Source organism: Wolbachia endosymbiont (group B) of Sphaerophoria taeniata, assembly GCF_947179355.1.
Classification (GTDB): Bacteria; Pseudomonadota; Alphaproteobacteria; order Rickettsiales; family Anaplasmataceae; genus Wolbachia.
In genome coordinates this window covers 451,339-472,119 of the sequence record NZ_CAMXAW010000002.1, presented here as the reverse complement: position 1 = coordinate 472,119, position 20,781 = coordinate 451,339, and the positions used below count along the sequence as shown (strand labels likewise).

Annotated in this window: 16 protein-coding genes and 3 pseudogenes; 11 read left to right on the top strand and 8 right to left on the bottom strand. The window is 34.0% G+C overall.

The genetic code is table 11. From position 1 onward, the window contains the following. Window positions 1–60: 60 nt before the first annotated feature. The 9 genes from nuoE (at window position 61) to ONG75_RS03330 (ending at window position 12,225) form a co-directional block, all read left to right on the top strand. The gene (nuoE, locus tag ONG75_RS03370; protein ID WP_064085503.1) at window positions 61–561 is read left to right on the top strand and encodes an NADH-quinone oxidoreductase subunit NuoE; all 501 of its coding nucleotides are present in this window, start codon (window positions 61–63) and stop codon (window positions 559–561) included. Next, window positions 562–1,773 (top strand): tRNA guanosine(34) transglycosylase Tgt, encoded by a 1,212-nt coding sequence (gene tgt, locus ONG75_RS03365; protein WP_254229541.1) that lies wholly within the window; start codon window positions 562–564, stop codon window positions 1,771–1,773. A 104-nt stretch (window positions 1,774–1,877) separates the two neighbouring features. Beyond that, window positions 1,878–2,222 (top strand): WD_0736 family protein, encoded by a 345-nt coding sequence (locus tag ONG75_RS03360; protein ID WP_264375777.1) that lies wholly within the window; start codon window positions 1,878–1,880, stop codon window positions 2,220–2,222. Window positions 2,223–2,253: 31 nt separating this feature from the next. Beyond that, window positions 2,254–3,636 carry an IS66 family transposase gene (gene tnpC, locus ONG75_RS03355; protein WP_264375454.1) on the top strand — a complete coding sequence of 461 codons (1,383 nt, stop codon included), beginning with the start codon at window positions 2,254–2,256 and terminating at the stop codon, window positions 3,634–3,636. Window positions 3,637–3,774: 138 nt separating this feature from the next. Next, window positions 3,775–6,363, top strand: a complete 2,589-nt coding sequence (locus ONG75_RS03350) for a hypothetical protein (protein WP_264375776.1) — start codon at window positions 3,775–3,777, stop codon at window positions 6,361–6,363. Window positions 6,364–6,635: 272 nt separating this feature from the next. Beyond that, a complete protein-coding gene (locus ONG75_RS03345) occupies window positions 6,636–6,827 on the top strand; it encodes a hypothetical protein (protein ID WP_264375775.1) in 192 nt (63 codons plus the stop codon). A 704-nt stretch (window positions 6,828–7,531) separates the two neighbouring features. Then, window positions 7,532–8,971, top strand: coding sequence for a hypothetical protein (locus ONG75_RS03340; RefSeq protein ID WP_264375774.1), 1,440 nt, complete (start codon window positions 7,532–7,534; stop codon window positions 8,969–8,971). 148 nt (window positions 8,972–9,119) lie between these two features. Beyond that, entirely contained in the window at window positions 9,120–11,078 is a 1,959-nt protein-coding gene (locus ONG75_RS03335; RefSeq protein ID WP_264375773.1) for an ankyrin repeat domain-containing protein, read from the top strand. A gap of 322 nt (window positions 11,079–11,400) precedes the next feature. Next, window positions 11,401–12,225 (top strand): hypothetical protein, encoded by an 825-nt coding sequence (locus ONG75_RS03330; protein ID WP_264375772.1) that lies wholly within the window; start codon window positions 11,401–11,403, stop codon window positions 12,223–12,225. 61 nt (window positions 12,226–12,286) lie between these two features. Here the strand turns inward: ONG75_RS03330 and ONG75_RS03325 are convergent. Beyond that, a pseudogene (locus ONG75_RS03325) lies at window positions 12,287–12,418 on the bottom strand (IS256 family transposase); the annotation flags it as partial. A gap of 105 nt (window positions 12,419–12,523) precedes the next feature. Between ONG75_RS03325 and ONG75_RS03320 the strand changes: the two are divergent. Next, window positions 12,524–13,359 (top strand): annotated as a pseudogene (locus ONG75_RS03320) (IS982 family transposase). A 52-nt stretch (window positions 13,360–13,411) separates the two neighbouring features. Here ONG75_RS03320 and ONG75_RS03315 read toward each other — a convergent pair. Both ONG75_RS03315 and ONG75_RS03310 read right to left on the bottom strand, forming a co-directional pair. Continuing rightward, window positions 13,412–14,371, bottom strand: a complete 960-nt coding sequence (locus tag ONG75_RS03315; RefSeq protein ID WP_264375556.1) for an IS5 family transposase — start codon at window positions 14,369–14,371, stop codon at window positions 13,412–13,414. A 130-nt stretch (window positions 14,372–14,501) separates the two neighbouring features. Beyond that, window positions 14,502–15,489, bottom strand: a pseudogene (locus ONG75_RS03310) (IS256 family transposase); the annotation flags it as partial. Between the two features lie 219 nt (window positions 15,490–15,708). On the opposite strand from ONG75_RS03310, the gene ONG75_RS03305 reads away from it, so the two are divergent. After that, window positions 15,709–16,731, top strand: coding sequence for an IS110 family RNA-guided transposase (locus tag ONG75_RS03305; protein ID WP_264375440.1), 1,023 nt, complete (start codon window positions 15,709–15,711; stop codon window positions 16,729–16,731). A 123-nt stretch (window positions 16,732–16,854) separates the two neighbouring features. On the opposite strand, the gene ONG75_RS03300 is transcribed toward ONG75_RS03305, so the two are convergent. The 5 genes from ONG75_RS03300 to ONG75_RS03280 all read right to left on the bottom strand — a co-directional run bounded on the left by ONG75_RS03300 (window position 16,855) and on the right by ONG75_RS03280 (window position 20,694). Next, the gene (locus ONG75_RS03300; RefSeq protein ID WP_264375439.1) at window positions 16,855–16,983 is read right to left on the bottom strand and encodes a hypothetical protein; all 129 of its coding nucleotides are present in this window, start codon (window positions 16,981–16,983) and stop codon (window positions 16,855–16,857) included. 583 nt (window positions 16,984–17,566) lie between these two features. After that, window positions 17,567–19,060, bottom strand: coding sequence for a recombinase family protein (locus ONG75_RS03295; protein WP_264375438.1), 1,494 nt, complete (start codon window positions 19,058–19,060; stop codon window positions 17,567–17,569). Continuing rightward, window positions 19,054–19,488, bottom strand: a complete 435-nt coding sequence (locus tag ONG75_RS03290) for a DUF2924 domain-containing protein (protein ID WP_264375437.1) — start codon at window positions 19,486–19,488, stop codon at window positions 19,054–19,056. The genes ONG75_RS03295 and ONG75_RS03290 overlap by 7 nt, the downstream gene beginning before the upstream one ends. A 4-nt stretch (window positions 19,489–19,492) precedes the next feature. Next, window positions 19,493–19,957, bottom strand: a complete 465-nt coding sequence (locus ONG75_RS03285; protein WP_264375436.1) for an ankyrin repeat domain-containing protein — start codon at window positions 19,955–19,957, stop codon at window positions 19,493–19,495. Between the two features lie 32 nt (window positions 19,958–19,989). Further along, window positions 19,990–20,694 carry an ankyrin repeat domain-containing protein gene (locus tag ONG75_RS03280; protein ID WP_264375435.1) on the bottom strand — a complete coding sequence of 235 codons (705 nt, stop codon included), beginning with the start codon at window positions 20,692–20,694 and terminating at the stop codon, window positions 19,990–19,992. Window positions 20,695–20,781 lie beyond the last annotated feature (87 nt).

Genomic DNA, 20,781 nt, shown 5'->3' with positions numbered 1-20,781 from the left:
CTAATTGCAATTGTTAACTCTTCAAGTATAATTTGTTGAGATTTACATGAACCTTATTAGATGAAAGAGAAAGAAGAGCAGTTTAGTTTTACACCAGACAATCTTAGCAAAGCAAAAAAGTCTATAGAGATGTATCCTAAAGGTAGAGAAGGAAGCGCTGTTATGCCTTTACTGTATCTAGTACAAGAACAATGCGGATGGGTTTCTGAATCTGCCATGCGCTACGTTGCTGACATGCTTCATATTCCACATATTCGCGTATATGAAGTGGCAAATTTTTACACCATGTATAATTTAAAGCCAGTAGGTAAATATCTAATACAAGTTTGTAGAACAACTCCTTGCTGGTTATGTAATAGCGAAGAAGTGTTAAATACCTTTAAAAAGAAACTAGGAATCAATATCGGTGAAACCACTAAAGATAATCTATTTACTTTAAAGGAAGTTGAATGTCTTGGTGCATGTGTTAATGCCCCTGTTGTACAGATCAATAACGATTTTTATGAAAACCTCACTCCTGAAAAAGTGGAAAATATCATAGCAGAACTTTCAAGTAAATAGATGGAAAAGTTCTCGTTTAGGATAACCAAGCAATCAGGTTCTGCAAGAGTTGGAACGATCAAAACTCCAAATGGAAGTATAGAAACACCAGCATTTATATTTTGTGCAACCAAAGCTGCTATTAAAGCTGCAGATATCGAGAGAATCAGAGAAGCAGGTACTCAGATAATACTTTCCAACACCTATCACCTAATGCTCCAACCGGGAGAGGATACTGTGGCAAAGCTTGGTGGCTTGCACAAGATGATGGGATGGAGTGGGCCAATGCTCACTGATTCTGGTGGATACCAGATATTTAGTTTAGGACACGGATCAGTTTCAGAAGAGATAAAGGGAGTAAGACAGAAACAAAAAACTCTGATCAAAATTAACGAGGATGGGGCAATTTTTCGTTCTTACATAAATGGTAAAACTTATTGTCTAACTCCTGAAAAGTCGATACAAATTCAACAAAAATTAGGTGCAGATTTAATCTTAGTTTTAGATGAATGTACTCCATTTCACGTCAGCAAGGAGTACACAAGGAAATCGATGCTCATGAGCCATAGATGGGCTGAACGTTCTTTAAATGAATTTGAAAAAAATAATAATGGCAAACAGGTGCTTTATGGAATTAGTCAAGGCGGAGTGTATCAAGATTTGCGTAGAGAAAGTTGTGATTTTATCAACGATTTGCCATTTTTTGGTCAAGCAATAGGTGGATCACTTGGTCAAAGTAAAGAGCAGATGTATGATGTAGTTTCCTTTACTATGGAACATTTAAAAAAAGATAGGCCTACTCATTTGCTTGGTATTGGTGGAATTGTAGACATTTTTCGTGGAGTAGAGCTTGGAGTTGATACATTTGATTGCGTGCATCCAACTCGCCTCGCAAGACATGGTGGCGCGCTTGTTAAAGTAAAAAATAGAGATTCTATTTCTTCAAAGTGCAAAGAGCATATTAATTTGCGAAATCAACGATTCGAACTAGATGATAACCCAATTGAGAGTGATTGTTTGTGCTTTACCTGCAGAAAACATTCAAGAGCTTATATACACCATCTACTGAAAGCTAAAGAGTTGCTGGCTTATACACTCGTTACCATTCACAATGTTTTCTTCATGAATAAGTTGATGGAATCAATAAGACAAGCAATATTGAATGATAGGCTAGATCAGGAAAAAAATAATTGGATTAGTGAAATACCGCTGCATTGTGAATTATATACCTAGTTCATATTTTGCACATGTGCGTTGCATTTTTTAATCTTCTTTAAAAACTTGACAGTACATTATATATACGGATATACTAGAAATGTAATTTTTGTGAGGCATTTATGGTTAAAAATAAAGAAAAACATCAAATAGCGTTTTGCGTTTCAGCCTTTACACTCTTAGCTGGTTTATCATTAATCGCAACTGGAATTGCAGTGGGTACCGTACCTGCTATAGCTTCTTGTTTAGTGATAGGAGGAATTTTAACTGCCTTGTCTATTGTGCAATCAGTAGAAAGCTATTTATTTTTACAAAACAGCGAAAAAACTTTCAATAAAATGATTAGTGGTATATGCGATGAACCAGAAAGCAAACTTTTTATAGAAAGGATTTTGCAACCATTCATTGAACTTTTTAGTGGTATCCGTTCAGCGGAGTGGCAGAATAAGGTAGACAAGGTGATCTAAAAAGATAATCATAGAGCAAAAGTGAGGTAATGTGGTAAACCTTTTAGAGCTTTGCAAAAATTTACAGCAAAAAATAGAAAAGTTAGAAGCAAAAATAGAAAAGCTGGAAAGGGAGAATGAAAGTTTAAAAGCAGAGAACAAGGCTTTAAAGATAGAGAACGCTGAATTAAAGGAAAGGCTTGGTTTAAACTCGAAAAATTCATCTCTACCAAGCTCTAGAGAGTTGTACAAAATAAAAAAGGACAAGCCAAAGAGCGACAGAAACGTTGGTGGTCAGGTTGGTCATAAAGGAAGTTTTCGCGCCAAAATGGATGCAGATGAGGTGATAAAAGTAAAGTTGTCATCTACTTGTGAATGCGGAGGAGGGATTGCAATATGCAATGGACCGTACATTCATCAAAAAGTTGATCTTCCGGAAATTAGGCCTTATGTAGTGGAATATCAGATGGAGCATGGTCGTTGCCGGAGATGCGGAAAAAGAAGAAGCAGTAAGTTACCAGAAGGTGTTACGTCAGATACATTTGGTCCAAGGGTTAAGTCAATAATTGCAGCGTTCAGCGGATTCTACAAAAATTCAAAACGCGAAATAGCGAGTGTCGTAAATGATATCTTCAATTTGAACATAAGCGTCGTTAGCATATCAAATAGTGAACATAGAGTTGCTTCAAAATGCAAAAAAATGTATGAGCAGATCGAACAAGAGATAAGTAGGAGTAAAGTTCTACATATTGATGAAACGAGCCATTATAACAAAGGTAAACTCGCTTGGTGTTGGATGTTTGCAAGCAATACGGCAAGTTTTGTGAAGTTGACAGAGTCAAGAGGAATGAAAGTTTTAAAAAATAACGCATGCTGCAATCATAATAGCTTAGTGGTAACCGACAGGTACGCAGTATACAATTACTTTGCTGATGAAAAAAGGCAAATCTGCTGGGCACACTTAGCAAGGGATTTTGAAAGATTAGCGCATAGTTGGAATATTGAAGTCAAAGTTCTTGGCTGTTACTTAAGAAATGTAGCTACTGAATTATTTGCACTAAAAAAGGCTTTGCTAAAAAATGAGATAGATGTTTTTAGATTTGCCAGACGTGCCAGAAAGTTGCGAAAACGTACAAGGTATTACTTGAAGGAAATATCCTACTTACCTGAAGCAATTGGAGCCTCTCGAGTTGCGAAAAATATTTTGAAATCTGAAAGAATGATGTGGAATTTTTTAGATGACCCAAAAAACATTCCGCTGACAAACAACCATGCTGAACAGCAGATACGGCATTATGTCGTTTACCGCAAAAATTCGTATTTTACACAATCAAAGCGGGGAAATGCATTCCTTGAACGGATAATTTCGTTATACTTAACATGGAAACAAAGGGGTCTCAATCCTTTCCAAAACCTCTTATCTATTGTTTCTTAAACCACTCTCCTGAACGGATACAAACAAAATTCCAGAGGAAGTGATGAGCCTCTTAATGATCTTAAAAAAGATATTGAAGGTTACCTTGGCGAGTCTTTCCATTTTGCCAATATCTTTGCAGACAGTAAAGGAATTTATTTGGGTTATTCTAATAATCAAAATGGCACTAAAGAAGAACGTTTAAAGTTTGCTGTTCTCACTAATGAAAAAGATTCACAGGATCAACAGATTGTAAGATGCTACACTATTTCTCGTACGGAAAACATTTCTGGCTCAAGATTCAGTGAAGGGGAGAGGGTATTGATGAAAAACGCACTACCCAGCGGCCAATCATTCGCATTTAAAGAGCATAAAATGTTCATAAGAAAAGATGGAGGATTAGTCTGTAAACCGTTTTCTAAAAAACAAGAATTTCCTAAAAATGTGAAAGGTCCATGTAATAGATTTGAGGCATTAAATGTTCCTTTTTCTCCTCCACATACTTCTACACCAATTACCCGAAGAAATATACCTAGAGGACATGATAAGGCTTACGCGTATAAGTTTTTAGAAGATCTGCTTAAAATAGAGATGAGCCCTGATGTGCTAGTAGATATTATAGTTGATAGTAAAGATGATACTAAAATCGCTGTAGTAGGACGTCCAAAGGTATTGGGAAGTTCTACAAAACAAATGCGTCATGTTATACCATATTCTTCGATAAAGAGTGCTATTGAAAGTGCGGTGAAAGTAAAAGAAAAAGGTGGCTACATATTACATGTGAAAAACATGGTAGAACAAGTTATGACTCCACTAATAATAAGCAGAGAAGGTTTGTGTTTGACAGAAGGACAGTATGATCAACTTCGACAAAATAATATTATTTCTTCTGATGAACATAATAAATTTAAACTCACGACTAAAACTAAAAAAGGACAACGCAATAGATATCACTTAATATACGATAAAGAGATTATCGAAACCATTAACAAAGAAAAAATTTTTACAGAAGAAGAAATAAAAGAAGCTCGCACTGGTTTTAATGCAAGACTTAGACAATACATAAGTCATGGAATTGATTATCTAACTGATGGATTAGCTGCAGAAGATATAAACACTGTTACAATAATGTGTGAGGGAGTTGCCAGAATAATATTAACTATGTTTAATCAAGACATACATGCTGCTTTTCCTGAAGAAGGTAATACTCTATCAGAAGAAATTCGTTTATATGAGAGCCAAAACGATGCAAAAGAACCTAAAGCAAAGGTGTTTAGTGTATTGCTACATGACGAAATCACTCAAGAGATAGTCGAAGATTATAATCTTCGTATTAGAATTGTGAATAATGAAGGATATATAGTAAAGAGAACAGCATGTGTGTTGAGTGTTTTAAATTCTTTACTAAAAACTACTTCATATAATATCAATGAAAAAGAAAGTAAGAAATATTTGGATGATTATAATGAAAAGTGTAATTCTACTATTAGAACACATAGTCAAGATTTAGGTAATTATAATGGGAAGATTAATAAAAATAATCTAAATGATGTTCTTTATAATCATGTAGCAAAACATTTGTATGAAGTATTTGATTTTAAACCGTTGGAAAAAAGAGTATTAGCGCCAAGAAGAGAGGCAGGGGATGCTATCAAAGTATATCCTTCTGCTGGTGGTATAAGAGAAGCAGAATATTTACTACAAGAAGGAGATGAATATAGAAGGTTAAAAATAAATGAAGCAAAAGGTTATAATGATAAAGCAATATTTCGTTCAGGAATGGCTAATAAATTAATAGGAAAAATACTATCTAGTAAAATTGTTTCTCATGTTATTATTCATCTAGTGCCATACAGGTACTTGAAGGATGGTTTTATGGAAAGTGCAGTGGAAGAAGGATTAGGAAATGGAATGCAAGAGGTACTAAATTCTTTTATAAATTTAGTACAGCAAGACTATATTAATGCGCCATTTCACGAAAGAATTGGAGAAGTACTAAATGATGATTGGGTAAATCGAACACTTGAAAAATATCAAGAACAAAATCAGTCTTTTTCTGAAGCAAGCAGTATCATTGTAGATGAAAGTCACACTAAAAAACTGCCAGGAGAAGGTGGTATCGATGGAAGTGATATTACAGAACTACCAAAAGAAGGAGTTGTCACTAATATTGAGCAACTCTTAAAAGGAGAAGGCGTTAAGGAACATATACATATAGGAGGTTATATGAAAAAACGTAAAAGTAATTTACAGATGGCATTTGAAGAAGCACACTCAGATTTCTTATGTGATGCAGTGAATAATAATAACCCTGACTTGATTACACAATGGGTGGAAAATAACCTAATGAAAGGTGACGACCAAATAAGAGGTGGTAAAACATCAAGAACTGCTTTTTATGAGGCAGAAAAATCATTAATGAGAGAGTATATTCTTGAAGGTAAATTTGATAATATTGTCACTCTTCTTGATGCAATTCATAATGAAAAGTTCAAAAGTAGGGATAGCTATAAAGAATTAAAAATAAAAGAATGTGAAGTACTGACAGGTGCAATAGTAATGGCACGAGGGTCTTTGGAAAGAGATGACACTATGCACAAGAATCTGAATGATTTGTTAAAAGATAAACAAGAGAAATTAAAAAAAATGGAAGATATAGATCTTGAAAAAGATGGAGTATCTACTAAAATAACAGAAGCCCTTGATATAGTTCGGGTTAATTCTGCAGGTAGTTCTAAGGGTAAGTAGTAAAATTCAATGTTTTGTTAAGGCCTTATAAGTGTGTGGTAGGGAGTACTATACTAATTTCATTTTCCTACCATATCACTAGTAATGGGTTTGTAAATTCTATATAGTTTTGCAGCGGTTTTATGTTGAGTGGTCATATAGTACCATAGTTGATGTTGCTCCAACAAATAACGATCCCTTGACTATAAAAAATCTCAAATTGCTTGCTCTATGACAGATGTATCTTCTTTAAGTCGGCTAGTTTAAGATGGTATGATTGTGTTCCATTCAAAATGTCTTTCTTAACTTTTGGGGTGTCAGATAATTTAAACGTAAGATGCGCTGTATATGTCCAATATTTACTGCAGAACGTAGTTACCTTAGCCAGAAAAAGTTATAGGGAAGTTTGGAATATTTCTATACAAGTGTTAATAAAAAGAATTGCATTCTATACATTTGCAAGTGGAGTAATGTTGATTTATTAATGTGTTTTACTAAGAACTTAAATAAAATAACCATTTCCAGCAACCAAAACCAAGGGCGGTGAGAAGAGTTTGTTTTGGGATGAGTTGGACTACCATGTGTACCATACGAACTTTTTAATATAGTGATTTCATTATACGCTAAAACTATCCATATTAGCGCATTTCATCCATATCTATATACGAACTATTTTGCCTAAGCTTATGAAAATAATTTAAATCTTCTATTTTTATAACCTTATTTTTACACGGCTTGTTCTCACAAATATACGACCTTTTTTGCAATCTTAGGAAGAGTCAATAATTCAATTCTTTAGCTAGCATGGTATCTTCACTAAAATATTTTTTGAAAAAGTTAGTTGACTTATAAATAATTCTCTACTAATACTGGCATGTGTTTGTTTATTCTGCTGAAGTGGCTCCGCAGGTTACTGTATAAGCTTCAGCAGTTTCCGTACTCCTTTAAAGTATAATTCATCATGCTCTTATAGTAGTGATATCAAGTATAGGTCTTAACTATTTTAATCTATAGTAAAATTAGCTCAAATTTGCAGTCATAAGCAACTTTTAACCTATCTACATACTCCATTGTTACTCACCATAAAAACTTAACAAAAATATGAGTAGTAAAAAGATTATGTTGAAATTAGCTTGACCAATATTATATATTGTACATAATATATTCTATATCTAGGCTAGGAGGTAGTATGGTTACAGAGTCAGTAAAATATGTTGTAGAATCTATCAGTGAACAAAAGCTAGGAGAGGAATTAAATACTGAGCCATGGCATTCAAAAATTGAGCGTAATAGCAATGAGGGACCAACTCCTGAAAATGACGTAGCAGATTTAGGTGATTATAGTTTGTTTTTCCAAGGAATAAGTAATCGTTCGGAATGTTATGACCTTGATCAGAGACATGAAACTAGGGAGGCTGTTGACACATGTGTAAAACATACATTGTCGTATCAGAGTAAAACTGATGATATTGATTTATATTGGAAAAATTACCCTATTAGTCCAAGAGACTCTGCTTTAATTAAGCTAGATCTACCACTGACTGAAAGTGAGAGAAGTCTAATTGATGAATTTCGTAAAGAGTTAAAAGATGTAGTAGCAAAAAATGATCAAGGTTATAGGGATAAGCATGAAAATTTTACAAACACTGCTTTAGAGCGTATAGAGTGCATAACAAATAAATATTTGCAAAAAGGGATAAGACTCAATTCAAAATATAACGATGATAAGTATACTATAACAAGTTTAATTTTTAAGGAAATAAGAAATATCCCTGATAGAATACGACAGCATAAGGGATTACCACCTTATGAGAGTTTATCAGACGATAGTGAGACTATAACAAGTTTAGTTTCTAAGGGAATAAGAGATATTCCTGCCTACGAGGGTGTATCAGATGATAAAAATATAGGTATTATACGCAATATCATGAGTAATTTACTATTAAAAGGTGGAAGAGTAAAATGCAGTTCCTTTTATGATGATAAGTTATTGTATGCAACTTATGGGTTCAGTTATGAGATTTTTGCAGAACGTGAAGAAATCGATAACAAGCTAAAAAGTGTAGCAGATGAAGGTATTATAAACAGTAGTGCCCAAGGCAAAGCTTTACACGTAGAAATGGATAATGGATATTTTTATGTAAAATATTCGCAAGATAGCACTGTTGAGGTTGCAAAAGTTATAAATAATCCAAAAGTGAAAGATTTAAGTTTTAGACATCATATATTTCATGTTGGAAAGAGTATAGTAAGAGTTGAAAATGTAGGAGGAAAAAGAAATTATACAGACGTTTTAGAAGGTGGCATTGAAATGTCTTTTACTACTGAAGTAGGAAAGATTAGTATTCATCTACGTTCTAGTGATAAAGACAACAATAAAATTGAAGTAAAGATAAGTGACGATGACAAGAAGAAACTTGATCAATTAAAAGATAAGGAAGAAATAGGAGAAAATTGCTTACTTGGTGGATATTCAGTACATGATGCGATTAAACGAGGATATTTTGAAAAACATGAAACACTACGTCAATCTTCTGAAAAAATTACCTTATCTAATGAAAAGAAAAAAAATAGTTGGTGTGAGATAGTAACAAATTCAAAACAGACAACAAGCCGTACTGTAGGGTAAATGCTAAACTGCTTGATTGTCTAAAGATCTTATATTACTCACCATAAAAACTTAACAAACGACATAAGTAGTAAAAAGATTATGGTTATTGACTTAATGTTACATATCGCATACAATGTATCATATATCTTAGCTTAGAGGGATAAGTATGGGTGAGTCTACTGGGATAGTAAAATCTATTATCAATCTACTAAAACCAAAATCCAAACCAGAGCCATCTGATTTTGAATATGAATCAATTATAGAACATCTATCATCTAAAGAGCATTTATTAAATGAACTGATGAATGATATGTGGTACTCAGGAGATTTACCATCAGTTAGAAACTATAATGAACCATCATCTTTGATAGATAGCAAACTTGGATTAAGTGAACAGATTTGTGTTTGGTTTGCTCTAGATCATGATCTTACACCAAGTCAAAAAAATTTAAACAAAAAGTTACTTAGTGCTCTAAAATGTTTAGCTTCTAACTGTGGTTCATTTGATAATACTGAGCCCCTTGAAGAATTCTTACATGATAATAAAAACAATAAAGATTTAAAAGTAATTCTTAACCTCAGAAGAGGAGAATCTCAATCAACAGTATTGCATGCAATTGCAGGAGCAAAGATTGGTGGATTTCGTCGCACAGGAAATCAGGCTATAGATTTACTCTTAGAAGCAGGCGCAGATCCTAACATACAAGATAATAAAGGAAAAACACCACTATACCTTGCTGCTGCCACAGGTCATTACGATAATGCAAACTCTCTTCTCTTGAAAGGAGCTAACCCTAATATAACAAGTAGAAAGGGCAAAACTCCACAACAAATAGCAACTAATAAACTCTGCTATAATATAGAAGAATTATTTTTAACTGATAAACAGAAAAAGTTGAATAAGGAATTGTATGACTTACTTGTGTGTGATTCAGACTGCACTAAAAATTTAAAGGAGTTTTTAAGTAAGCATAAAAGAGACTTAGACCTAAAAGTAGTGCTAAATATTCGGCAAGGAATGGGTGAATCAAAAGTGTTTTCGTATGTTGATCGTTTTGCTTGGGATAATGAAGATCTTGCTCAAGAGTTAAGAAAAATATTTCTAAAAGCAGGAGCATTAGATTATCGTATAAATATCAATTATTCTCACCAAAAGAAACGACAGGTCAGTAAATTACTCGTTAATTTAACCTCAAATCAAAAGGAAAAGTTAAATGAGTTTTCTGATAAGGTGTTTCATGCTCAAAATATGGCTGAACTTGAAAAGATTGTAAACGATGCTATAAAGTCTGGTGTACGATTAAACTATTCTCTTTCGCAAGATTTCTTTTCAGGTAATGAGTACACTTTTACCGATTATGTGATGAAAAAAATCAGTGAATTAGAAAAAAATCCTAAAGTTGCTAGTAATATAATATGTCAATTAGTATCAAAAGGGGCAGTGTTTGGTAATACAGTTGATGCTAACACACTGACATCAGAATTTAAAGAGCATAAAACTAACCTAAAAAAAGCTTATAGAGATTATATTAGCAATTCTCATAAGTTTATTGAAATCGCAAAAAGTGCAACCAATAGCGAGCTAAAAGATGCAAGAGTAGACAACTCCGTTTTTTACTTAGAATATTCTAAAGATAGTAAAATAGACATTATAAAGATAACAGATGGGGCAAGGGATTTAGGTCTAACAGATGGAGATGTAAAGTGTGGAAGAAATATAGTAAAGATCGGTAATAGTGAAGTAGAAATTAAAATTGAAGATGGCATAAGGAATTACACAGATCTTACAGAAGGCAGCGATATAGTATTAACTTTCTATACCAGTTTGGGAAATGTAGACGTTAGGCTGTATCCTGACGTACAGAATAAAAGCAAAATTATAGTAGAAGTGAGTAATAGAGAAGAAATATTAGAAAAATTCAAAGGTCGCGAAGAAGAGTTAGGCAATGATTGCGAGCTTGGTAATTACTGGGTCTACGATGCTATTGAACAGGGATATTTTGAAAGATCTGGTGGATTAATGCGTCCTGAAGTAATAAGCGAGTCTAACAACAAAAAGGTTTCATGGGCAGAACGTGAAGAATTAAGAAGGGTTTCTAATTCGAGGGAAGAAATTGCTAGGTAGAAGGTATTAAATATTAACTAAGATAATTAGCAATCTAAGAAACGAATTATCTTAAGCTCTACACAAATCACTCGCTCTTTTTTACAATTAATTTGGTTTATAGAACTACTCGTAGTAATCAAAATAAGATTTTTTCTTATAGTCAAGTTATAGTAAAATGAAATGCGATAAAGTTGCATTATTCTTTCTACAGCTAAATTTTTGCCTTAGCGTATTTATTATACAGGTAGTACAAAGCCATCGTTACACTTATATATCGTCAATAATCTATTAACAATTCCTATAGTATAATTAATTTTGAAGGCTTTAGTAAGGGGGAAGTATGACAGAAGCAAATCCAATAGTTACATTAAAGGCTAAAATTAAAGAATTTGGTTTTAATAAATTAAGAGCTAAAGATAATAAAAGCGCAAATTCTGGTGAGCAAGCATATAAAGACATTAATAGAATGGATTTCATCATTAACGGAGAGAATATAGATAGGGATTTTGTTGACCGATTATATAAAAAACATATTAGCTTGGTTAAAAATAATAAAGATGGAGAAAAGAATTATCGTTCATTTGCAAAAGAGGTTTTTAAGGAGATGTTTCAACATTCTAGAGCAGAAGCTCCAAATGATCATATTCTAGAAGAGTTAGCTACTAATTGCAATCAAGCAGGATATGAACATATATATGGACCATTTATGATGGAACTTTACGAGAAACATAAATTATTTATGAATGTCAATAGTGGTGTTGATAGAAAAGTGTACATTGACTGCAAAAATCCAAATTCTGTAAAAGTTGAGTGTAAAATCCCCAAAGCACCTGTAAAGCTTCTAGATTTTCCTGAGAAAAAAATATGTGATATATTATTTTCAATGGAATTTACACTTGAATCTCAGAATGGTAAAGAGGGTCTAATATATAGAGACGGTAAGTTATTACTTGATGTTCCTGAGGAGTTAAAAAACTATCAAGATGGCGATAAGAGTTTATTTGATATTATAAGAGAATATTTCGAAAAATTTTGCAAAATATTAGGATTTACGTTTGCAACAAAAATAGAGCACAACTTAGGAAATGAATTGAAAGTAGACAGTCATGGCTATCTGGAAAATGTGGAACCTCCTGTCCGGAGCAATAATCATGCTCATGGTTAAAAAAGTATGCTCTATAAGCTCAATGAGGGGGATGTTCAAAAAAGTGTGTCAAACCGAATTTTTAATTCAACTCAATCTTTAATCTACTAGGGAAAAAAATATCGAGTTGAGATATAGATAATGCCCAATCATGTACAGGCATCGTCCATTTCTCCTCCACCTTTCTTATAGCACAATATACCAGCTTGTACAACCCCAACTATGGATTAAATAAAGAGATAAAAGTGCAGCTAAGAAGAGGAAAACAGGGTAAGCTCGAGTATTTTAGCAATAATTAAGAGGTTACCCATGAAGAAAGATATTTTACTGTTGCGTCGAGGATTTTTGTCGCACAGTCGATGATAATTTTGCTAATATGCTCCTATCAAAAGGCAGAAAACCCACTAGAATACCAGACTTCGGAAATTCTCACCATAATTCTATTATATCATCAATCCCCTTGCAAAAATTTCAAAGCTTTTTACCTACTTTATCTGCCGCTTTATAAATCTGAATTTTCTAAGTTGCCAACATATGACCGATTTATCGCTCTTAAATCACGAGTTTTATGGTATTTAGCATTACTTTTGCAATGGTTCTGTAAACAAGCAAAAATGACCGGTATTTCCTACATAGACACTTCTACAATCGCTGTTTGCCACAAAAAAAGGATCTCCAAGAACAAAGTTTTTGATGGTTTGGCAGAAATTGGTAAGAGCACGTATGGTTGGTTTTTTGGCTTTAAATTGCACTTGGTGATTAACGAAATTGGAATCACTTACTCTAACTAAAGGTAACGTTGATGACAGAAAACCTTTGCCAATTCTTACTAAAAGACTGACCGGACTTTTGTTCGGAGATAAGGGCTATATAAAGAAAGAGCTCTTTGAGAAACTCTTCGATAGAGGCCTAAAACTCGTCACTAAAGTAAAAAAAGGCATGAAAAACGTACTCATTTCACTTAAAGAGAAGATTTTACTAAGGAAAAGATCGATTATTGAGACTGTTTTCGACTCCTTGAAAAACAAATTTGAGATTGAGCACACAAGACACAGATCGCCAACAAATTTCCTAATTCATGTTTTTTCTGTTCTGATTTCCTATTCCATGCAGTCGAAAAAGCCCTCTATTTCTATGCCTTTCTTTGCTGGCTAATCCATAGTGGCTTTGTTGCATAGCACTGATAGGCATGTAAATCACAGTGAATTTACGCAGCTAATTTAAATTTAGCCATACCTATATCAGTAAATTTGTTCAATAAGTAGCACTTAATTAACAGCTCTTTTTCACGATTTACCTCTGATTTATTTTTCAAGCCAAACCCAAATATTTGCTTCAACCTATAGAAAAAGACTTCAATATAAGACCGTGCTCCATACTTAACTTTTTTCTTCCATTCATTAATACCATCTTCATAATTCTCATATGACCTAATTCTACTAATATACTTGTTTCTTTCTGATAAGTAGTCAGCTAAACAAATTTTAGTATCCTTCCTAGGGCGAATAATAGGCACAATATTGTATTTTCTGCATTCTTTATACACACTTTTTATATCATAAGCCGCATCTGCTCGAATAGAACAAATGTTATATTTATCACTGACTTCTTCTAACATATCGCAGACCGGCAAATAGTCTACAGCAACACCACTAGTGTAGTTCATGCTTATTGCTTTCTTATCATTTATGTTTAAAACAACATGTAATTTTCTTACTTGACCATAACCACTGTATTTCCTTTTTCGAATATTAAGCTTACTATGCCCACCGTTATTATTGTAGATACTAACTCTAGTGCTATCTACGGCAATTTCAACATTTTCCAGATCATCTTTATTGCTTCTATGGTCATCAATCTTCAAATTAAGCTTTTTAAATCTTCTGGAAGCTTGTGTATAGCTGATAATCTTAAGTTTTTTGCCTATTTGTACCATATAACCTTTTACAAAACCTACAGCTTGTCTCAAGCCAATTCTAAAAAGATGAACTATTATGTGTATTAAAATTACAACTTTATCACTATAAGTGTTATTGCCACCTGCAACTTTTGGACTATTTTCATACCAATTTTCTATGGCTTGATTAACAAAATGAAAAACATTTCCTCTTTTTTTGAGAAACTCGTTATATTCTCTTTGGTTACTTACTCTCATTTTTTGTGGCATAAGTTGTACTTGTTTGAAAAATGCCTATTTTACAACAAAATGCGTTAGTAGCCATATATTAAAAAGCTTTTCTTCTTACAATAACCTCAACCAACACTAGCTATGCAACAAAGCCATCCATAGTTGGGGTGTACAAGGCATTTATGCTGGTGAATGCGCCTTTGGTCTTGGTAAATTTCCTAATTTGCCTGTGTAGCCCCTCGATGGGATTAGTGGTATAAACTAGCCTTCTAACAGGACCTGAATACTTGAAGTAACCAGATAAACTTTCCCAATTGTTCTGCCAAGATTTCACAACTAATGGATACTTTTCGCCCCATTTTTCCTCCAGCTCAAGCAAATAATTTTCTGCAATTTCTTTACTTGTAGCGCGGTATATTTTTTTCAAATCATTCATGAAAACTTTTGCTTGATACGTATTTCAGAGAGTTCCGTATTTGATGCACTACACATAGCTGTACTTCCACATTAGGAAATACGCTATTTATAGCTGCAGGAAAGCTTTTTAGGCCATCGACACAAGCTATCAAAATGTCTTCTATTCCTCTCTCTTTCAAGTCATTTAATACGCCTAACCAGAAGCTAGCTCCCTCACTTTCTGCTATATAAAAGCCTAAAACTTCTTTCCTTTCATTCTGCTAATATATTCTACATATATTTACTTACGCAATGCCCGTCTTCTTTGACCTTAAAAAACCATAAACACTATTGGATACACTGATTGCAGTGGACGACTACGCCACTCATTTATTACAGGCAATAATTTATCAGTAATACTTGATATCTCCGCTACAGATATTTTATATCTCTTCTACATGCGACTCTATATCTCTATATACCATGCCACTGGCATATGTACTTAAAACCTTTGCTTCAAGTTCGGTTGTTTGCCTTTTTCTGACTACTTGTGGCTCAAAGCTTCCTTCCCTATCTCTTGGTGTCAATAACTCAAATGAACCTGCACTTGTCCGTAAAGTCTTTGAATTTCTTCAATTTCTTCGATTATTTTCTTCGCTTTTAGCCGACAAGTGATTTTTTATTTCACCTTCCAGAATCGCTTCCAGTAGCCTTTTTACAAACGGTGTTAATGCACCATCTCTTTCCGTCAATGGTCTTGTATCTTGTAAAAAGCATCTAATGTTTTAAGCTTAAGCATTAGATGGAGAAGAGAAGAACTCTGTCAGTGGTCTTAGATATAAAATCTGTAAGGTAGATAAGAGTTCTCTTCTCAAGAGTACAGGCTGGACGGTATCGTAGAAAAACCTAAATGGTTCTAATTCTGTATTCACAAGACTAGCCTTACTTTTCATTTTTAATGGTAACGCATGGGGTTATATATGATCAACAACTTTTTAGGTATAGATGTATCGAAAGATCGCTTTGATGTTTTTCTCTCGTTCATAAGCAAAAAAGGAAGATGTGAAACTAGAAAAAGGAGTTTTAAAAACGAGGATTCTGGGTTTCAAGGTTTACTTAGCTTTCTACAAAAACATAATGTAGAAGAAGTAAAAGCCTGCATGGAGGCTACTGGTTGTTATAGCGAAGCTTTGGCTGAGTTTCTGCACAACGCTGGACATTCTGTTAGTGTTGTAAATCCTTATTGCATAAAATCTTATGCAAGGAGTAAGCTGATACGACAAAAGAATGATCAGACCGATGCAGAAGTTATTGCTGATTATTGCCAAAGACAGGAACCTTCTAGTTGGACACCACCTTCTCCTGAAATGAAAAAATTAAAACATCTTTATCGTTGCTCAGTTGCGTTAAAAGATGAGTTAACATTAGTAAATAACCACTTAGAAAAAAAAGAGAGACTGCTTAAAGAAGTTGCAAGTGCTTGGGAAGACCTTGCAATGAATATAGCTCAAAAAATAGAAACAATAAAAAACTCCGTACGTGAACTATTAAATCAACATAAAGAATTGTTGGAAAATTTTCAACTTCTATTGACTATTCCAGGAATAGGAGAAGAATCAGCAATAGCTATTTTAGCTGAAGTTCCTGACATAGAGGTTTTTAGAGATGCCAGGCAATTGGCAGCATATACAGGAGTTATACCACGAAATATGACGTCAGGTTCCTCTGTATATGCCAAACCCAGATTAAGTAAATCCGGTTCACAAACATTACGTAAAGCACTTTTCTTTCCTGCTATAGTAGCTAAGAATCACAATCCTATCATTATTAGTTTTTGCCAGAGATTAAAGGAAAAGGGTAAGCATAATATGGCTATCGTTGGTGCTGCAATGCGTAAGCTACTCCATATCATTTTCGGTGTTCTAAAATCCAAAAGTGCTTTTAATCCTGACCATATCAAGAATTACAGGGCAAAGCGGTTGGAGGAGAATTTAGTACTTTAAAATCAAAAAATGCGTACTTTCTATCTTATGTAAAATAGCATTTTACACAAATTTATTTAATGTAGTTGGTTAGTGTATATGTTGATAGAAAGTATTTTTTGATTTCGTAATACAGCTTAAGATTCAATTTCTATAATTTTCTTGTTGACTGACAAGACGGTATCTTCCTTCTCGTATAGATGACAGGATATTTGACTCTAACTCTTGATAATTTACTAACCCAACATAGTTATTTGCTATTTTTTCACTCATGTGTAAAACCTCCGTTTTTATATTAACTAAAATACATCATTTCTTGGTTTGACACAGTTTATTTAACACTCCCGTGCAGGATTCAAAGAAGGCTGGATAATAGACCTACTCAAGTTTAGTATTCGGCTTTGTAGCATTATACAACGCAAAACCCATACACCACATCTACTGCCACTGCGAAATAAAACATAAAACGCAACACAGCTCACCAATAATAACGCACCAACAACACCAGCCGCAATTGGTTGGTTTGATGATTTTTCGTATATAGGGATTTCCTTCACTATAAAAACATGGTTCTATTTCAGCAGAAAAGGGTTGTTCTGTGAGTTTGACTCTTGCTCAATAGTTTGCTCTGGTTTCATATGTAAATTGAAAATCTTTACTATTTATATTAATATACTCATATAATTTAATGTCAGTTTTTGTCACACTGGTTTACGTCAAGACTATTTTTAACCTCTTCAACATCTGTTGGTGCATTAGAAGTCCTTCATATTTTGCAATAGTGGTTTCCTTATAAATCCTTGAGTTTTTTTGCAACAGCTTTTCCTATTCTCTTCGATGTTTTCATCTCCTCTTGTTAAACAATGCAATCAAGACCATAAAATTTCTCCAATTGCTCACTCCACAGCATCGGTATTTCTCTCAAATCAACTAATTTCAAATCTCTTGGCTGTCTCCCATTTACTATGTCTTCTTTAATCTTTGGTGCTAAATAGTTCAACCTCAAAATTTGCTGTATACGTCTTGTACCTATATTAATTTTGGCACTCAGCTCCTTCACACTTTCGTATTTTCCCTCTTCTAGTTGCCGTTTCCAAGAATGGGCTCTTACCACTGCTTTCAGTAATGCATTGTTTGTTTTACCTTCTGGTTCTACTACCGTGCATTTATTTCCTTTCTTCTTTATTGGTATAAACTTTTCCTCTGATTCAGAACTCACTTCTATTCCATCTTCCTTAACCATTACTCCCTTTATTAACTTTTTCACTACTTCTTTCTGCTTTCCAAAACTTAAATTTTTCCATTTTTCTTCGGTCTTTTCTTTCCAATTTTCATATAGCTGTTCAGCTTTCTTCATCACTTCTTTTTCCACTTCTCCAGCAACTATTGTTCGGTTCACTGATCCACAATCCTTCCCCCTTAAATGGTTATTGCACACATAATATCGGTACCTTTTATTTTCTTTTTTTGAGTATGTCAGCGTCATATTTACATCACAGCTCTTGCACTTAATTATTCCCTTTAGTAGCGCTTCCTCGTATTTCGCCTTTCTATATGGTTGATTCTTTATCAATTCCTGTGCTTTTTGCCATTTTTCTTCTTCTATTATCGCTTCATGTTTTCCTTCATACTCTTTCTCATAATGCCGTATTTTTCCCATATATATTGGATTTGTTATTATTCTCCTTACCGTCGCTTTTTTAAAGATATCTGATTTTGTTCTGTAACCTTGACTATTTAGCTCCCTTGCCAATTCTGCCATTGATCTCAGCTCCATATACCTCTCAAATATATACCTTACCACTTTTGCTTCTTTCTCATTTATTATTAATTCTTTATCCTTTACATCATATCCAAGCGGCAAAGTTCCTCCCATCCATAATCCTTGTTCCTTTGATGTTGCTATTTTATTTTTTACCCTTTCTACTATCATCTCTCTTTCTAGTTGTGCTGCTCCTGATAACACTGTTTGTACAAACTTTCCCATTGGCGTATTATTGTCAAATATCTGCGTTACTGCTACAAAATTTACTCGGTGCCTTCTAAAAAATGATGTTACCTCTATGCTGTCTTTTGTTTCTCTTGAGAGCCTATCTAGCGTATATACCACTACACAATCTACCTCTCCTTTTTTTACATCTTCAAATAATTCCTTTATCGCTGGTCTTTCTAAATTCTTTCCTGAGAAACCTCCATCATCGTACCTTTTGGCCAATATTACCCAGCCTTCTCTGCTCTTTATGTACTTTTCACATGCTACCCGTTGTGCATCAAGACTATTAAACTTTTGTTCCAGACCATCTTCATTTGATTTTCTCGTATATATCGCACATCTTACCTCTTTCAGCATTCTTTCTCCTTATCTCTCATTCCAAATAGAAGCGGCCCATTGTAGCTCATTCCCATTATTTTTCCGGCTACTGCTGACAATGACGTGTAAAACTCTTCTCTGTAGATTAAACCCTGATCTGTTACCATTACTGCATGCGTCTCTTCTCCTCTCTCTAGTATTAATTCTGTCCCTTCTACTGGTAATTTATCGCTACTTATTCTTTTTCCCTTTTCTAGCCGATCTGCCAGATATTCTAGTCTTTTTGCTCCTTTTCTTGACATTTTTCCATACGCTTCCTCCTGCATTCTATATGCTAATCTAGGTATCAGATATTTCTTTGAATGTTTAGGTGCCTCTTCCCCAAATACCTTCTTCCACGTTTTTCTCAGCTCACTCAAAGGTTTTCTCTCTAAATTCATTACTTTCTTTTCCATTTCCTTCTCCATATTTTTAGCCCTTCATAAATAGCTTCTCAATTCTGTCTATTTCTTTCTTCAATATTTCAGTGATCTCCTTACTGTTTTTCGCATAATCCATTGCTGTCATTCCAAATTTATCCGCTTGTTCTATTTCTCCTCCAGCCTTCACTAATTCTTTCACTATCTCTTTTTCGCCTATCATGCATGCAAGGTGCAGCGGTGTGCATTTATTTCCATATTCTTCCGCATTTACATTCCCTCCTGATTTTATCAATTCCCTCACGATTTCTAGACGTTTCTCCGTTACCGCTAGATGCAGTGCTGTATATCCTTCTACATCTACTGCATTTACATTCGCTCCTTTTTCAACTAATAAACTCACTGTTTTTGCTTCTACTGCATAATGCAGTTCCTTCTCGTCTCTTGCATAAATATTTTCATGTGAGTTCTCTAATAATTCTTCTGCTGACTTATTAAATTTGCCAAACTTTAACATAATCCACCTCACCTTTTCTTTGACCTTTTTTTTTAAGCTTTCCTTCTCACCACCTCATCTATCATTTCATTCACTTTGCTTATTATCTTGCTTGCTAAATTTTGACATTCTTCCTTTATTAGTGATTTGTCTCTCTTCCTTATTTCTTCTATCTCTATTATTTTTAACTCTGGTAAATAACTCCCATTCAACATGTCTGCTATTTCTCCCACTAGCCTCTCTATTCCATAGCACGTCAGTTCTCTACTTTTTGTTACTCCACCTTTTTCTCTCAGAAATTTGCTCGCCTTTTCACTTTCTTTGCTATCACATAGGCAATACTTTTCACTTTCCCAAATGTAATACATTGGTGTTGCACCATATTTATTCAGTTGATTAACCTCAGCTCCTGCTTTTACTAGCTCTTTTATTATTTCAACTCCTCCTATTTTGCATGCAGAGTGGAGTGGCGTACATCCAGTGACATATTGAGTGGCATTTACTTCTGCTCCCGACCTTAGCAACACTTTTACATTTTCTAAGCTTTTCGCAAATACTGCACAGTGTAGAGGTGTATAACCATTTTTATCTCTTGCATTTACCTCTGCTCCTTTTTTTATTAATAATCTCACCGTTTTGTAATCAGAGATTTCTACTGCTTGATGCAAGATCGTCTCTCCTTCTTCATTTCTTTTATTAATATCGTTACTTGATACTTCTTTAAAAAACTTACTAAAAGATTCTTTGCTAAACTTCATACTTACCTCACAAAACTAGCTTTTCTAGCGCCAGACAAATTTCTTATATTTACCTGCCGCTATTCAAGTCATGTCCTTTTTGGCATG

Bases quoted from the DNA above. Each gene is read 5' to 3' on its own strand.
- nuoE (WP_064085503.1), top strand. From the start codon at position 61: ATGAAAGAGAAAGAAGAGCAGTTTAGTTTTACACCAGACAATCTTAGC.
- tgt (WP_254229541.1), top strand. From the start codon at position 562: ATGGAAAAGTTCTCGTTTAGGATAACCAAGCAATCAGGTTCTGCAAGA.
- ONG75_RS03360 (WP_264375777.1), top strand. From the start codon at position 1,878: ATGGTTAAAAATAAAGAAAAACATCAAATAGCGTTTTGCGTTTCAGCC.
- ONG75_RS03345 (WP_264375775.1), top strand. From the start codon at position 6,636: ATGTCTTTCTTAACTTTTGGGGTGTCAGATAATTTAAACGTAAGATGC.
- ONG75_RS03340 (WP_264375774.1), top strand. From the start codon at position 7,532: ATGGTTACAGAGTCAGTAAAATATGTTGTAGAATCTATCAGTGAACAA.
- ONG75_RS03335 (WP_264375773.1), top strand. From the start codon at position 9,120: ATGGGTGAGTCTACTGGGATAGTAAAATCTATTATCAATCTACTAAAA.
- ONG75_RS03330 (WP_264375772.1), top strand. From the start codon at position 11,401: ATGACAGAAGCAAATCCAATAGTTACATTAAAGGCTAAAATTAAAGAA.
- ONG75_RS03315 (WP_264375556.1), bottom strand. From the start codon at position 14,371: ATGCCACAAAAAATGAGAGTAAGTAACCAAAGAGAATATAACGAGTTT.
- ONG75_RS03305 (WP_264375440.1), top strand. From the start codon at position 15,709: ATGATCAACAACTTTTTAGGTATAGATGTATCGAAAGATCGCTTTGAT.
- ONG75_RS03300 (WP_264375439.1), bottom strand. From the start codon at position 16,983: ATGAGTGAAAAAATAGCAAATAACTATGTTGGGTTAGTAAATTATCAA.
- ONG75_RS03295 (WP_264375438.1), bottom strand. From the start codon at position 19,060: ATGCTGAAAGAGGTAAGATGTGCGATATATACGAGAAAATCAAATGAA.
- ONG75_RS03290 (WP_264375437.1), bottom strand. From the start codon at position 19,488: ATGGAGAAGGAAATGGAAAAGAAAGTAATGAATTTAGAGAGAAAACCT.
- ONG75_RS03285 (WP_264375436.1), bottom strand. From the start codon at position 19,957: ATGTTAAAGTTTGGCAAATTTAATAAGTCAGCAGAAGAATTATTAGAG.
- ONG75_RS03280 (WP_264375435.1), bottom strand. From the start codon at position 20,694: ATGAAGTTTAGCAAAGAATCTTTTAGTAAGTTTTTTAAAGAAGTATCA.